Origin of the sequence: Siphonobacter sp. BAB-5385 (assembly GCF_002261125.1) — a bacterium.
Taxonomy (GTDB): domain Bacteria; phylum Bacteroidota; class Bacteroidia; order Cytophagales; family Spirosomataceae; genus Siphonobacter.
On the sequence record NZ_NMPS01000003.1, the window covers coordinates 1 to 13,795 of the forward strand.

A 13,795-nucleotide genomic window follows, 5' to 3' on the forward strand; every position below is an offset into this window, starting at 1 on the left:
AGGCCCTCCGGTTTAAACCGGAGGGCCTTTTTCGCAGTGATTTACAGCAAAATTAAGCCGTTGGTTTAGCGAATTTCGCACCAAAAATAAAGATTACCGCGTAACAGATGATGGGCAGATAATACGCCGAAGCTACGTCCGTGTTAGCAATCGTTCCCATGATGTAGGGAAAGAAAGCTCCACCAACCACACCCATCGAAATGAATGAAGACCCCTGTTGCGTATGGCGACCCAGATCCTTCAATCCAAGACTGAAGATCGTGGGGAACATGATACTAAAGAAGAAGTTCAGCATCAGCAACGCGATAAACGACGGCCAGCCAAAGCTTTGAGCCACGATCAGACACATTAGAATATTACCCAGGGCAAAGGCAGCCAGCAGTTTATTCGGAGCAATGTATTTCATCAGGAAGGTTCCTACAAAACGACCTACGGTCATCATCACCATACTAAAGGCGAAGTAGTAACCAGCCGTTTCATCAGAGAAGCCCATTTTCTCGTGACCGTAATTGATAAAGTACGCCCAGGTACCGCCCTGAGCCGCGGCGTTGAAAAACTGAGCAATGGCCGCCCACACAAAATGGCGGTGTTGAAAAAGCTTTTTCTCACTTTTAAAGGCTTCGGGATGGGCTGCGTACGCCTCGGGCGATACGGCGTGAGCATCCTGAAAGGAAGGCACCTTCACGAAAGAAAACAGGACGGCAATCCCGGCAATGATAAAACCGATAATCAGGTACAGGGACTTTACTGATTCCAGATCGTGGCTTTCACTGCCTTCCCGTAACAGCAGATACGTACCAACGAGGGGTCCAATGATGGTACCGAGGCCGTTGAACGACTGGGCGAAGTTGATTCGCTGGTCACTCGTACGTTCGTCGCCCAGACCCGCTACGAAAGGGTGAGCAACGGTTTCAAGCGTTGCCAGTCCGCAGGCCAGAATGAACAGGGCAATCCGGAAGAATCCAAATGATTCCGAACTCGCCGCCGGAATGAACAAAAAGGCCCCGCACGAGTACAGAATCAAACCCAGCAGGACACCGTTTTTGTAACCGAATTTTTCATGAAAAAGCCGGCGGGCAAACTCATAATGGCATACGCTCCGAAAATGGAAAACTGAACCAGTCCGGAATCGGCCTTGGATACGTGCAGAACGTTCTGAAAGTGTTTATTGAGCACATCGCCCATGGAGATTGCAAAGCCCCAGAGCATAAATAAAGACGTAACAAAAACGAGTGTGACGAGGTATTTCTTCTCGGTAAACTTTGCTTTTTGTTCCGATGCGGCTAGTGTAGAATGAGCCATGAAGAGCGGTTTTAGAATGCTTTGACTGACAAAAATAGACCTCCTGACTTATAAACTAGCCTTTGTCCCTTAATTATTCGTATTTTTAGATTAGTACAGGATTATCCAAAGAATAAAAGAGCTAGAGAGAAAAGCTTAGCGAGGATTTACATAATTCTGGAGATTGTTTACAAAACGATTGAAAAATCAGCGAGATACGGAAATACAATTTACCTTTGTACCTAAATCATCTACGGCATGAAACCGTCGTTACTTTTCCGCTTGTTTAACGTCTTTATGGTGCTGATCGTCCTGATCAGTTCTACTGGTTTCGGCCTGGTGGAGCACACGTGCCATATCCGGAACAAGAAGAAAGTATCGCTGGTGTCGATGGATAAGAAGAGCTGCCCTGCCTGTACAAAGAATGGCAGTTCAACGCCAACGCACCAGACCTTCAAAAAGCAAAAATGCTGTGAGGAAGAAGTACGGTACGAACACGTTCCGTATACCTCGTCGCTAACCAAGCTGGCGGCCAAATTCGTGAAAATGGTCGTAGAGTTTACGGCTCATTTTGCGTTTACCTTCTTTCAGTTACTGACCGAAGCCATTCAGTCGCTACTCTACGGTACGGCTTCGGCTCGGGCGGCGGTCCCGCTAGCGGGGCGTACCCTGCTTTCCTTTGTCCAATCTTTCCTAATTTGAGTACGGCTGGTTGATCGTAACCTTCGGAGCCTGGCTTCGAAGACGAATCCTTTTTGTTCAACAAAGCCATCATTTTATGTTTTTTCAGCGAATACGATTCACTGGAGTATTGCTCCTGTGGAGTGTTTCGGCTGCTTTTGCTCAAACGTTAACGGGGAAAGTAGCTGAAGCCGACGGCAAAAACGAGCCGCTGGTTGGAGCAAACGTCTACTGGCTCGGTACGTCCATTCATACGCAAACCGATCCGGAGGGAGCCTTTTCCATTCTCAAAACTGTCGATCAACGCCGACTGGTAGTCTCGCTGGTGGGTTACCAAAGCGATACTTTAATGATTGATTCGCTGACTTCGGTAACGATTTATCTGAAATCGACGAATCAGTTGCAGGAAGTTACCGTCACGAGTTCGGCCACCAGTATCGACCGCCTTAATCCCATTCAAACGGAAATTATTACCAGCAAGGCCCTGGCGAAAGCCGCCTGTTGTAACCTCTCGGAAAGCTTTGAAACCAATGCTTCCGTATCAGTCAATTACGGAGACGCTGTAACCGGAGCCAAGCAGATTCAGTTGCTCGGACTGGCCGGAAATTACGTCCAGATCAACACCGAAAATATTCCCAACATCCGGGGCCTGAATACTACGTTCGGTTTGAATTATACGCCAGGCACCTGGATCAGCTCCATCGATGTATCCAAGGGCGTGGGTAGCGTCGTGAACGGTTATGAAGCCATGACCGGAGCCATTAATATCGAGCTGGCCAAACCCGACGGTCCCGATAAACTTTTTTTGAACGGCTACGTCAACAGCTTTGGTCGGGGTGAGCTGAATCTGAATCTGGCTCGCAAACTCAACGAAAAATGGTCGGTGGGTTTACTGAGTCACGGAAGCACGCTGCAAAACCGCATTGACAAAAACGGCGACGGCTTTCTGGATGTGCCGCTGTACTCGCAGGCCAATGTGATCAATCGCTGGAAGTATCAGTCCGACCGCTGGATGACGCAATTTGGCGTGAAGGCTTTGTACGAAGATCGGACGGGTGGACAGACACAAGCCGGAAAAGATCGTCCCGGCGTGTACGAGTTCGGCAACCGGACCCATCGCGTGGAAGTGTTCAGCAAGACTGCCCAATTGTTTCCTTCCAAACCTTACAAAGGGGTGGCGTTAATTCTGAATGGCGTCTACCACGATGCGTCGGCCCGGTTTGGATTGCGAAATTATTCGGGTATCCAGCAGACTTTGTACGGAAACCTGATTTATCAGAATATCATCGGCGATACGCGGCATACATACAAGGCCGGAGCCAGTTTCATGCTGGATGATTACAACGAGCGTTTCCAGGATTCAACGTTTACGCGGAAAGAACTCGTACCGGGCCTATACGGCGAGTATACCTACACCATTCCCGAGAAACTAACGCTGGTAGCGGGTGGCCGGGTGGACTTTCACAATCTGTACGGAACCCGGTTTACGCCGCGAGTACACCTGTTGTACCACCTGCCCGCTGAATTTGATCTACGACTGAGTGCCGGAAAAGGCTGGCGGGTAGCGAATGCCGTAGCCGAAAACTACGGGATGCTCGTCAACTCCCGCACGTGGTCGGTACTGGATCGGCGGCTGAACCCGGAAGAAAGCTGGAACTACGGAGCGGGTCTGACGAAAGCCTTGCAATGGTTTGGCCGCAAGGGAAATTTCACGCTGGATTTTTATCGAACGGACTTCCAGAACCAGCTCATCATCGATATGGAAACGGCGGATCGCATTTCGGTGTACAACCTGCGGGGAGTGAGTTTCGCTAATAGTTTTCAAGTAGAATGGAACATCGAGCCGCTGCCGCGTACGGAGGTTAAATTGGCGTATCGCTGGTTCGACGTTCAGCAAAGCGTACAAACGCCCGGCGGCGAAACGGTACTCTTACCCAAGATGTTCGTCAACCGGGATCGGGTGTTGTTCAACGTGGGTTGGGCGAGTGACAAATACGAAAAATGGAAAGTAGACTTTACCTGGCAGTGGAACGGTCGGCGACGGATTCCGAATACCGATCATAGTCACGACGGTACTCTGACCTCCGTATATGCTCCGGCTTTTTCCAATTTCAACGCTCAGGTAACCAAGAATTTCCGAACCTGGGCCTTGTACGTAGGCGGTGAAAACCTGGCTAATTTCACTCAGAAAAATCCAATCATCGGAGCAAACGATCCGTTCGGAAAAAACTTCGACGCCTCCATGGTCTGGGGCCCTGTCATCGGAAGAATGATCTACGTGGGATTTCGGTATAAAATTGGGGAGTAAAGTAGTTTTCAATTGACGGTTTTCAGTTTTCAATGAACTACGACTCACATAAAGTTTTGAGAGCTGCCGTTTTGAAAGGGTATGGTTTTGACAGCCATTTTAATTGAAAACCGTCAACCGCAAACCGACAACTGAAACAATGAAATTATACATCAAAAACATGGTTTGTGATCGCTGCAAGATGGTGGTTCGGCAAACTTTGAAAGACTTGGGCATGACGCCAGAACGCGTCGAACTGGGTGAAGTGGAAGTAAACGGTGACGTGCCGGACTGGTCCCGCCTGCAACAGCGACTGGAGCAACTAGGCTTTGAAGTCCTGGAAGATAAACGCAAGCAACTCGTCACCCAGATCAAACGGCTGGTGCTGGCGTATATCAATCAGCCCGCCCGGCAGAACCTGTCGGACTATCTGGCTGAGCAGCTTAACCGCGAATACAGTGCGTTGAGCAAGCTGTTTTCGGAAGGTGAACAGCAAACCATCGAGCAGTACGTGATTCGACTGAAAATCGAGAAGGCGAAGGAATTACTCAGCTATCGGGAACGCAACCTCAGTGAAATTGCCGATGAATTAGGATACAGCAGCGTTGCTCATTTGTCGAATCAGTTCAAAAAAGTGACGGGAGTAACGCCCAGCCAATTTCGACTCACCGAGGCCGTAAACCGGCAGTCACTCGATCAGATCTGACGAAATCGTACAAAAGCCATCCAAAATCCTGTAAAAAGGGTGATACGGTGCGTAAGTACTTTTGTTGAATCCGGAAAACGAACCCAGTTTTTTCCTACAAAGCCATGAAAAGTTACCTCATTATTGGATTGCTGCTAACGTCAAGCTCCGTATGGGCTCAGCACGAGCAGCATCACATGCACGCCGACAGTATCAAAAAGCCGATGGTTCACCACGATTCCACGGCTCATGGACGTATGCACGAGCATACCATGACGCATTTGTACTCGCTGAGCCTGCCCATGAACCGGAATGGTTCGGGTACGGGCTGGCAACCCGATGCGACACCTTTGTACGCCTGGATGGCCCATCGGTCGAAGTGGATGTACATGGTTCACGGAAGCGTTTTTCTGCGGTATACGGCTCAGAATTTCACGAATTCCGGTAAGCGGGGGCAGGATAACCGAATCTCGGCACCGAACTGGGTGATGGGGATGGCTCAGCGGCAGGTGGGCAAAAATGGACTTTTCGCGGCAACGCTGATGGTTTCGCTCGATCCTTTGACGGAAGGCGGGAATGGGTATCCGCTCTTATTTCAAACGGGCGAAAGTTGGAATAATCGCCCCTTGATTGATCGGCAACACCCGCACGATCTGATTTCTGGATTGACCGTAGGCTATACCCAACGATTGAGTAAACAGGTGGATGTCTCGGCCTACGTCGGCTATCCGGGCGAACCAGCGTTGGGGCCCGTTGCCTTCATGCACCGTTTCTCGGCCTGGAATAATCCGGACGCTACTCTGAGTCACCACTGGCAGGATGCGACGCATATTACGTACGGCGTAGCAACGCTGGGCGTACGGGTAGGGCAGGTGAAACTGGAAGGGTCGAGCTTTACGGGACGCGAACCCGGCGAAAATCGGTACAATTTCGATCGTCCCCGCTTTGATTCATACAGCTACCGGGTTTCCTGGAATCCTTCCATGCACTGGTCCTTACAGGCTTCGCGAGCCTACATTCATTCCCCCGAATCACTCCATCCCAGCGAAAACGTGAATCGAACGACTGCATCCGTACAGCACCTGAAAACCTTGGGCAAAACGAGCTGGCTAGGTACCACGGCTTCCTGGGGTTACAACGACGCGGGCGACCATCATCAGGAACACTCGGTCTTACTGGAATCCAACTGGCAACACGCCACCTGGGCCTTGTACGGTCGCTACGAATGGGTACAGAAATCGGCTGAAGAGTTAGTGATACCGGGCAATGCCCTTTACAATGTTCATGCCCTGAGTTTGGGGTACAATCATCAGGTGGCTCAGGTTGGTAAGTTGTGGCTGGTCGCTGGGGTGCAGGGCACGGTTTTCTTGAAAGATCAGGCGTTAAATAACCTCTACGGAAGTACGCCCGTATCGGGTCAGGTGTATGTGCGACTCACGCCAACCCGCCTGAAGATATAAAAAGGATCAAACTTCCTTCAACGCTTACATTTCAAACCGTATACCAACCAAACCTTGATTGCTTATGAATAAGGAAGCTTGTATCGAGGCCTGTCTGGCCTGCGTAAAAACCTGCGAAGCCTGCGTGACGAATTGCGTCACGAAGATGGATCATCACATGGACCGTACCCAGTGCATTCAGTTATGCCGGGACTGTGCCGAAATTTGTACGACCTGTGCCCGGTTGTGTGCCCGGGATTCTCAGTTTGCCATGGATCTGTGTAAACTCTGTGCGGAAGTATGTAAAGCCTGTGCGGCCGAATGCGAAAAACACGCCCAGCACGGCGACGAAGTCTGTGCCCGCTGTGCCGAAGCCTGCCGCCACTGTGCGGAAGTATGCGAAAGCATGGTTGCCGCTTAATAGTGTATCCCGACTGGCTTCAAACCAGTCGGGATGCCGTCATTTTTACGAATGAAATAACAAAAGGAAAAATGACGGAATGATTTGAAAACCCTCTTTGTTTATCACTTAATCAACACAACGCTTATGTTAAAATCACTCGTATTCACCTGCTGCCTCTTGCTGAGCGGACTGGTTTGGGCGAAGGACGAACCCAAAACCGTAAAGATCAAAACCTCGGCCATTTGTGGCATGTGTAAAGCCCGGATTGAAAAGAATCTGGCCTTTTCGAAAGGAGTTAAAGAATCCAATTTGGATTTAAAAGATAAAGTCGTAACGGTAACGTACGACCCCAAGAAGACGAACGAAGAGCAGATTAAGGAAACGATCACGAAAACGGGTTACGACGCCGACACCGTACCCGCCGACGCGAAAGGTTACGAAAAACTGCCCGCCTGCTGCAAAAAAGACAGCAAAATGAGTCACCACGAGTAGTTTAGTTTACCGTTTTCGGTTTACTAATTTCAGTGGATTGGCGTTAAGAAGGAAACCCCAGCGTTATTGAGGAATTTTGTTCCGAATGACGCCGGGGTTTCGTGTTTGTAGTCTTGAAGGAAATAATTTTGCGGCATGTCGCGTCGGAGACGCTTAACCATTGCTGCACCGATCAGTCCATGACGGTTTTAAATCGGTGCAAGCGTACCTTTGTGAAACGTAGTACCTTCGTACCGTTGGGACAAAAACGGAAAACAGCAAACGAATTACTCCACCAGATGCCCCGAGAACTGAGCGGAGTTATCCAGAATTTTCCCGCCCCGACGAAAACCTAACCCGCAGCCTTCTCCCGCGAAGAAAACCCCCGCCTGATAGCGATTACCCTGTGGATCCACCGGAAATTCCACGTATTCCTGATAGATGGAATCCTGTTCTCCGTATTCACCCTCGGCCTGGTCGGTAGCTTTCCCCTGCGGATCGAGCATTTCTACATTGGCCCCTTCCCGGCCAAAGAGTACTTTCCGAACCGAAGCCTTGCCCGCTAAGGGTTGGGCCTGCGTTTGCAGCAGGAGCGGATGATTGGGGTTCAATTCCCAGAGAACTTTCAAAATAGCCTTGGACTGGAATAGCAGAGTATATGCGGGGTTGATAATTACCGTTTTCCGGTTTTTAACCACCTGCGTCAGAATATCCGCCAGATCCGGTTCTTCCCAGGCAATGTACTCCCAGGGAACGAGCTTGAACCAGAAATCAAAGCGTTCAAATGTGCCATTTTGCGGATTTTGGCGAAAGAGGCCTTCACTTGGCGAAAATTCCACTTCATCCACGTAGGCATACTCTACATCAAAACCGGCCTCTTTGGCCGCTTCGCCAATCACCTGTACGTTGGCGTCGTCTTCGGGTGTATCCCGCATGGCCGACACCAGTAGGGTAGGTGTCAGGTCAGAGTTGAGATTCCGTAGAATTTCAAAGTTCTCCACCAGCGATTCGTACAAGGTATTAAACTGAGCGGCTTCGTCGAGGCCGTTGGCCTTCAGGTGGGCCCACTGCACAATGCCCGTCTCGGGGATGCAGGTAGCCGTATCGGCATTGAATTCAATCAGTTTAATGGGCTTACTGTCAATGCCTCCCGCCAGATCGAAGCGACCGTACAGGTGTAAATGGCGGTCGTCGTTCCAGGAGAGTTTGATCAGTTCAATCAGGTTTTTGGGAATGCCCAGTTCCGCAAAACGTTCCTGATCAATCACGGCTTGTCCGGCTTCTACGAATAGTTCGTACAAATCATTGGCCGCGTCATAATACGCCTGAGCCTCGGTCTGGTTAATACTTACCAACTCATGAGTCAGGTAAGGAAGTGTATCGGAACCCAGCATCCAGTCCCAGCCAATTTGACGAAGCTGGGCTTCTGGAGCCGTAGGTAAGGTTTTAATTTTCATTCGATTGAGGGGATATTCTTCAACAAGTATTCAATAGATACGTACGCTTAGCCACCATAACTACGGCTGCGGCTACCGCCAAAGAATCCGCTACGGCCACCCGATGGACGTGACGTACGGACCGTTTGGGTTCGGCGGGAGCTTTGTACTTCCTGACGCACGTTGTTTGAACGGCTGAAGACCGCCGGATTCGTGTAAAACCGGGAACGTTGCTGATCGCCGTACTGCGTCTGGTATTGCTGATACCGTCGGTTATTGAGCGAATTGGCCAGGAAATAGCCCATACCCCCCCAAAGCAGAGCACTACCCAAACCACTATGTCCGGCGTGATACTGCTGATTGTTAATGACTTCCTTGTCAATGAGTGCTTTGGCAGCCTGAGCCGTCAGCGTATCCCGGTGCCCGTCGTAGTACCGAACAATGGCCTGAGCACTATCGGCAGCTACGGATACTTCATCTGTAATTTTAAATTCGCCCGGACTGGTTTCGGTGATGTAGGTACGTACGCCCTTACCGAAGGTGGTTTCCTCGCGGGTTTCGTACTGCCGTTCCTCTGAATTATTTCCGCAGCTTTGTAAAGTGATCGCTCCGGTGAGCAGAGCGAGCGTGAGGGTACCGCCAATGGTGATGTCTTTCGCTTTACGAACAAAGGTTCCTTTTTTGGTGGGTGTCATAGATGTAATGTTAAGTACGAATTTAACGCTAGCGTAGCAGGTTAAGATGTTCCGAAATGTTCTACAAAAATGGTACGAGCCCCGGATGGAACGAAACCGGATGGGATCAGCGGTAAATTCCCGGATCACTCATCCGGAGATTTTGGGATGAATTTCAGCAGAGCCGGGTACATGTGAGCGGGAACCCGTTTCTTTGTACCGTATGAGGGCTTTGCTTGATGCTATACTAAAACACCTTTTGTCGCTTCAATCCCAAGGCGACGCGTATTACCCCGCCGGACTTTTTCCGAGTCAGCGACTCAAAACAGAACTCGGATACCGCCGGGAAGATTCCAATATCTTCTTTACGGCTATTACGGTTTTTACACTTCAGGAAATCCGTACCCGGCTTTCACCCGAAAGTCAGCAATGCGTCGATACCATAACGACCCAGGCCGCTGCTACGTACCCGCTCTACCAAAACAAAGATGGGCTGGCGACGTATAATTTCTACCAAACCCAACCGTCCCGCCACTTCCCAAACGGTAGACTTATGCACCGGACGCGGCACTTTAAGTTGCCCGACGATGTAGATGATACGGTCATGATTTACCTGATTACGCCCCGAACGCCGGAAGAAAACCAATGGCTGAAGGCCAAGTTACGGGCTCATGCCAATACGGTCAAGGGTTGGGTCGAAACGGGACCGCAGGCCTTTCGGAAGAAAAAAATCTACTCGACCTGGTTTGGCGAAAACATGCCGATTGACTTCGATACCAGCACGCTTTCGAACGTAATGCTCTGGGTCTTTCGCCAACACTTATCACTCGATGCGTTTGATGAGGATGTACTGGCGTTTATTGACTACAGCATCCGCTCGGGGGAGTACCTGAAAAATCCGCTGGAACTGTCGGCCTACTATGCCACTACGCCGCTGATTATGTATCACGTAGGCCGACTGCTGGCAGAGGTGCCCGTACTGCCAGATTGCCGGGAACGCCTGATTCAGGATATGAAAGCGTATCAATGCCGTACGTTCATGGATCAGATCATGCTGGCGACGACATTGCTGCGACTGGGCGAAACGGTACCGGCACTTATTCCCGCCGATTGGTCCCTGAAAACGCTGATTCAGAAAAGCCGGAACCATTATTTTTCCATTGCCCCGCTACTGAATTATTATCCTCAAACCCGCTGGCTGGCCTCCTGGAAACTGAGCCATATCAACTGGGAGTGTCCGGCTCATTCGCTGGCGTTGGTGGCTGAATATCTGGCATTACAAGGAGGTTTTTAGCGATGAAGGCACTACGGGCACGAAGGTTCACCAAGAAATTAAGGTAAAAGACAGCTTGCTAAAACGTAGTAAACTAGAATCATTCGTAGTGAAACTTCGTGCCTTTGTGGCCATTCACTAACCCAGAAACTGCCGTACGTAATTCCGGGAAGTTAGAATAGCCGTTTGTACATCTTTCAAACTGCCTTCGTACGCTTTATCCTCTACCTCAATTACTACCGGACCACGATACCGAACGTCGGTCAGGGCTGCGAAAAAGCCCCGCCAGTTTACGTCGCCCAGGCCGGGTAATTTTGGTGAGTGGTACTCGGACGGATTCGCCATGATACCCACCCGATTGAGCTTTTCACGATATACTTTCACATCCTTGAGGTGAATGTGATGCAGGCGGTCTTTGTAATCGTAAATGGGACGAATCTCGTCCATCATCTGCCAGATCAAATGGCTTGGATCGTAGTTCAGTCCCAGAATAGGGGATGGAATAATCTCAAACATCCGATCCCAGATGGCTGGTGTCGTCGCCAGGTTTTTGCCGCCGGGCCACTCGTCGTCGGTATACCACATCGGACAGTTTTCGATACCAATCTTGACGTTGTGTTCTTCGGCCACTTTCACAATCGCGGGCCAGTGTTCGGCAAAGAGCTTCAGGTTTTCCGTGATCGTCAGCTTCGGATTCCGTCCGATGAACGTATTTACCACGGGAATACGCAACTGAGCCGCCGCCCGAATGATTTTCTTGATATGTTCCCGGTAGAACTCCGCTTTTTCCGGATCGGGATCGAGCGGGTTGGGGTAGTAGCCCAGACCGGAGATTGAAACGCCGTATTCTTTGGTACGGTTGCGGATCGTAGCGATGGTTTGGTCGTTCAGATCGTCTACATCAATGTGGGTGACGCCCGCGTATCGGCGGGCTTCGGAATTTTCCTTTGGCCAGCACATGATTTCCACACATTTGAATTCGTGCTGGGAAGCAAATTTTAAGACGTTTTCGAGGTTATAATCCGGCAAAATAGCCGATACAAAGCCGAGGTCGAGCATTCGTTAGTTGTTGGTTTATCGTTGTAAGTTGATGGACTGAGTGAGCAATAAAAAGAGTAGTCGAGATTTACACTTACTCATTCATTCCATCATTCCTTCATTCAAAATTGAACTCGTTGAGCTGGTACCGATGCGTTGCACGCCCATGGCCTGTAAATGGCGTACCTGCTCCAGCGTGCGGATACCCCCCGAAGCTTTAACGGCGACGTTCGGGCCGATGTGATCAAGCATAAGTTGTAAGTCTGCCAGCGTGGCTCCCTGTGACTGGAACGAACCATCGGGTTGTTTGACGTATCCGAAACCGGTAGAAGTTTTAACAAAGGCTACGCCGATTTCCGTACAGATTTCGCAGAGTTTGATTTTATAGGCATCGGCTGGAAGAAAATCATTTTCAAAAATGACCTTTAAAAGGGCTTCCTGTTGCTGACAGGCCTCCTGAACGGCCTGAATTTCCTGCCGAACGTAGGTCCAGTCTTCACTCAGTACTTTCCCGATATTGACCACCATGTCAATTTCCGTAGCTCCGTCCCGACAAGCCTGGATGGTTTCGGCTACTTTTACCGCCATGGTATTACTGCCGTGCGGAAAACCAATTACCGTACAGACGCCTACACGGCTACCCGCTAACCATTGGGCTGCCTTGGAAACGGCATAAGGCTTAATGCAAACCGTGGCCACATCGTATTGAATCGCTAGCCGACAACCGGCTTCCAGTTCGGCATCCGTCAGAGTAGGGTGGAGTAGGGCGTGATCAATCAGCTTGGAAAGGACGGACATGAATCGTTGGTAGTTAATGGTTAATCGTTGTTGGTTGGTGAGGCGAGCTCCTCAGTCCTGACTCAATCTTCAAATCTAAGGAAGGTTACCAATCCTCTACGAAGAAAGTCCGTAGGACTGACCCATATACCAGCCTCGGATTTCAATCCGAGGCTAGGAGAAGCAATGATAGAATAAGTGTTGAAATACGGATCCGAGCCATAAAAGAGTCCATTATCTGCGGAATCAATGACGTCTCCTCTCCATTCGCTCATTCTGTCATTCACTTATGACTTCAAGCATTTACCGCCATTCGCTCCGCACTAATTTTCTCGATAATCTTCTCGGCGTGGATGCGGGAATTTTCGATAAACCAGACGTGCGTGTCCATGCCACCGCAAACAACGCCCGCCAGATAAACGCCGGGTTTGTTGCTTTCCTGGTTTTCGGGGTCGTAGGAGGGATATCGCTTTTCGTCGTTGGAAAGTACGATGCCGGAGCCCGTCAGAAAATCGAAATTAGGCTGGTAACCCGTTGCCGCTACCACAAAATCATTAGGAATGGTAACCAGACCATCGGGCGTTTGAATATCCACTTCCGTTTCCCGAATCTCCGTCAGGTTGGAATGGAAATAGGCTTTAATGGACCCCTCAGCAATCCGGTTTTCAATATCAGGTTTCACCCAGTATTTCACCCGACGTCCAATTTCACCCGCCCGAATCACCATGGTCACATTCGCTCCTTTGCGATACGTTTCCAGAGCGGCATCCACGGACGAATTATTGGCTCCAACGACCAGCACGTTCATGCCCGCGTAGAAGTGCGGTTCCTGATAATAGTGCGTTACTTTCGGTAAATCTTCGCCCGGAATGTACATGAGGTTGGGCGTATCGTAAAAGCCAATGGCAATCACCACGTTAGCCGTCAGGTAAGAAGCCTTGCTGGTTCGCACCAGATACTGACGATGTTCAATCGCGTCGATACTTTGCGTATGATCCTCAATGGCTTCGACTTTTTCAAAAAGCCGGATATTGAGTCGGTACGACATCGCCACGCGGCGGTAATACTCCAAAGCCTCCGAACGCGTCGGTTTGGCATTGTTGGATACAAAAGGAACGCCCCCAATTTCCAGCCGGTCGCTGGTGGAGAAAAACGTCATGTTGGCTGGGTAATTATAAATGGAATTGACCAGACAGCCTTTTTCCAGAATCACGTACCGCAGGCCCTTGTTCTGGCTTCCAGTCCGCAAGCCAGTCCAATCGGACCGCCGCCAATGATGACTACGTCGTATAGTTGATGATCTGCCATGTTCAAAAATCAGAAGAAAGGTTCTGATAAAATCAACAAACC

At 50.0% G+C, this 13,795-nt stretch carries 13 protein-coding genes and 1 pseudogene; 7 read left to right on the forward strand and 7 right to left on the reverse strand.

What is annotated here, in order from left to right:
- Positions 1-52: 52 nt before the first annotated feature.
- Together BWI93_RS00125 and BWI93_RS28390 are read right to left on the reverse strand one after the other, a co-directional pair.
- Positions 53-1,024: an MFS transporter gene (locus BWI93_RS00125; RefSeq protein WP_255157660.1), complete on the reverse strand. Its 972-nt coding sequence runs from the start codon at positions 1,022-1,024 to the stop codon at positions 53-55.
- On the reverse strand, positions 1,021-1,302 hold the full coding sequence (locus tag BWI93_RS28390; RefSeq protein WP_255157661.1) for a hypothetical protein: 282 nt from the start codon (positions 1,300-1,302) through the stop codon (positions 1,021-1,023). The genes BWI93_RS00125 and BWI93_RS28390 overlap by 4 nt, the downstream gene beginning before the upstream one ends.
- Positions 1,303-1,539: 237 nt before the next feature.
- On the opposite strand from BWI93_RS28390, the gene BWI93_RS00130 reads away from it, so the two are divergent.
- The 6 genes from BWI93_RS00130 (at position 1,540) to BWI93_RS00155 (ending at position 7,268) form a co-directional block, all read left to right on the forward strand.
- Complete coding sequence (locus tag BWI93_RS00130; protein WP_133163316.1) at positions 1,540-1,983, forward strand: hypothetical protein; 444 nt, start codon at positions 1,540-1,542, stop codon at positions 1,981-1,983.
- Between the two features lie 76 nt (positions 1,984-2,059).
- On the forward strand, positions 2,060-4,270 hold the full coding sequence (locus BWI93_RS00135) for a TonB-dependent receptor (RefSeq protein ID WP_094808155.1): 2,211 nt from the start codon (positions 2,060-2,062) through the stop codon (positions 4,268-4,270).
- A gap of 139 nt (positions 4,271-4,409) precedes the next feature.
- On the forward strand, positions 4,410-4,955 hold the full coding sequence (locus BWI93_RS00140; RefSeq protein ID WP_094808156.1) for an AraC family transcriptional regulator: 546 nt from the start codon (positions 4,410-4,412) through the stop codon (positions 4,953-4,955).
- A 104-nt stretch (positions 4,956-5,059) separates the two neighbouring features.
- Positions 5,060-6,394 (forward strand): hypothetical protein, encoded by a 1,335-nt coding sequence (locus BWI93_RS00145; RefSeq protein ID WP_094808157.1) that lies wholly within the window; start codon positions 5,060-5,062, stop codon positions 6,392-6,394.
- 64 nt (positions 6,395-6,458) lie between these two features.
- The gene (locus BWI93_RS00150) at positions 6,459-6,794 is read left to right on the forward strand and encodes a four-helix bundle copper-binding protein (RefSeq protein WP_094808158.1); all 336 of its coding nucleotides are present in this window, start codon (positions 6,459-6,461) and stop codon (positions 6,792-6,794) included.
- Positions 6,795-6,920: 126 nt separating this feature from the next.
- Positions 6,921-7,268 carry a heavy-metal-associated domain-containing protein gene (locus BWI93_RS00155; RefSeq protein WP_094808159.1) on the forward strand — a complete coding sequence of 116 codons (348 nt, stop codon included), beginning with the start codon at positions 6,921-6,923 and terminating at the stop codon, positions 7,266-7,268.
- Between the two features lie 266 nt (positions 7,269-7,534).
- Here the strand turns inward: BWI93_RS00155 and BWI93_RS00160 are convergent, their stop codons facing one another.
- Both BWI93_RS00160 and BWI93_RS00165 read right to left on the reverse strand, forming a co-directional pair.
- A complete protein-coding gene (locus tag BWI93_RS00160; protein WP_094808160.1) occupies positions 7,535-8,704 on the reverse strand; it encodes a glutathionylspermidine synthase family protein in 1,170 nt (389 codons plus the stop codon).
- A gap of 47 nt (positions 8,705-8,751) precedes the next feature.
- A complete protein-coding gene (locus tag BWI93_RS00165; RefSeq protein ID WP_094808161.1) occupies positions 8,752-9,378 on the reverse strand; it encodes a hypothetical protein in 627 nt (208 codons plus the stop codon).
- 238 nt (positions 9,379-9,616) lie between these two features.
- Here BWI93_RS00165 and BWI93_RS00170 point away from each other — a divergent pair, with 238 nt between their 5' ends.
- Positions 9,617-10,651: a hypothetical protein gene (locus BWI93_RS00170; protein ID WP_094808162.1), complete on the forward strand. Its 1,035-nt coding sequence runs from the start codon at positions 9,617-9,619 to the stop codon at positions 10,649-10,651.
- Positions 10,652-10,768: 117 nt separating this feature from the next.
- On the opposite strand, the gene BWI93_RS00175 is transcribed toward BWI93_RS00170, so the two are convergent.
- The 3 genes and pseudogenes from BWI93_RS00175 to BWI93_RS00185 form a co-directional block, all read right to left on the reverse strand.
- Positions 10,769-11,689 (reverse strand): sugar phosphate isomerase/epimerase, encoded by a 921-nt coding sequence (locus tag BWI93_RS00175; protein WP_094808163.1) that lies wholly within the window; start codon positions 11,687-11,689, stop codon positions 10,769-10,771.
- 81 nt (positions 11,690-11,770) lie between these two features.
- Positions 11,771-12,466 (reverse strand): deoxyribose-phosphate aldolase, encoded by a 696-nt coding sequence (deoC, locus tag BWI93_RS00180; RefSeq protein WP_094808164.1) that lies wholly within the window; start codon positions 12,464-12,466, stop codon positions 11,771-11,773.
- Between the two features lie 274 nt (positions 12,467-12,740).
- Positions 12,741-13,753, reverse strand: a pseudogene (locus BWI93_RS00185) (YpdA family putative bacillithiol disulfide reductase).
- Positions 13,754-13,795: the final 42 nt, after the last annotated feature.

Coding starts and splice junctions, on each gene's coding strand:
- BWI93_RS00155 (WP_094808159.1), top strand. CDS start 6,921: ATGTTAAAATCACTCGTATTCACCTGCTGCCTCTTGCTGAGCGGACTG.
- BWI93_RS00160 (WP_094808160.1), bottom strand. CDS start 8,704: ATGAAAATTAAAACCTTACCTACGGCTCCAGAAGCCCAGCTTCGTCAA.
- BWI93_RS00165 (WP_094808161.1), bottom strand. CDS start 9,378: ATGACACCCACCAAAAAAGGAACCTTTGTTCGTAAAGCGAAAGACATC.
- BWI93_RS00175 (WP_094808163.1), bottom strand. CDS start 11,689: ATGCTCGACCTCGGCTTTGTATCGGCTATTTTGCCGGATTATAACCTC.
- BWI93_RS00135 (WP_094808155.1), top strand. CDS start 2,060: ATGTTTTTTCAGCGAATACGATTCACTGGAGTATTGCTCCTGTGGAGT.
- BWI93_RS00140 (WP_094808156.1), top strand. CDS start 4,410: ATGAAATTATACATCAAAAACATGGTTTGTGATCGCTGCAAGATGGTG.
- BWI93_RS00145 (WP_094808157.1), top strand. CDS start 5,060: ATGAAAAGTTACCTCATTATTGGATTGCTGCTAACGTCAAGCTCCGTA.
- BWI93_RS28390 (WP_255157661.1), bottom strand. CDS start 1,302: ATGGCTCATTCTACACTAGCCGCATCGGAACAAAAAGCAAAGTTTACC.
- deoC (WP_094808164.1), bottom strand. CDS start 12,466: ATGTCCGTCCTTTCCAAGCTGATTGATCACGCCCTACTCCACCCTACT.
- BWI93_RS00150 (WP_094808158.1), top strand. CDS start 6,459: ATGAATAAGGAAGCTTGTATCGAGGCCTGTCTGGCCTGCGTAAAAACC.
- BWI93_RS00130 (WP_133163316.1), top strand. CDS start 1,540: ATGAAACCGTCGTTACTTTTCCGCTTGTTTAACGTCTTTATGGTGCTG.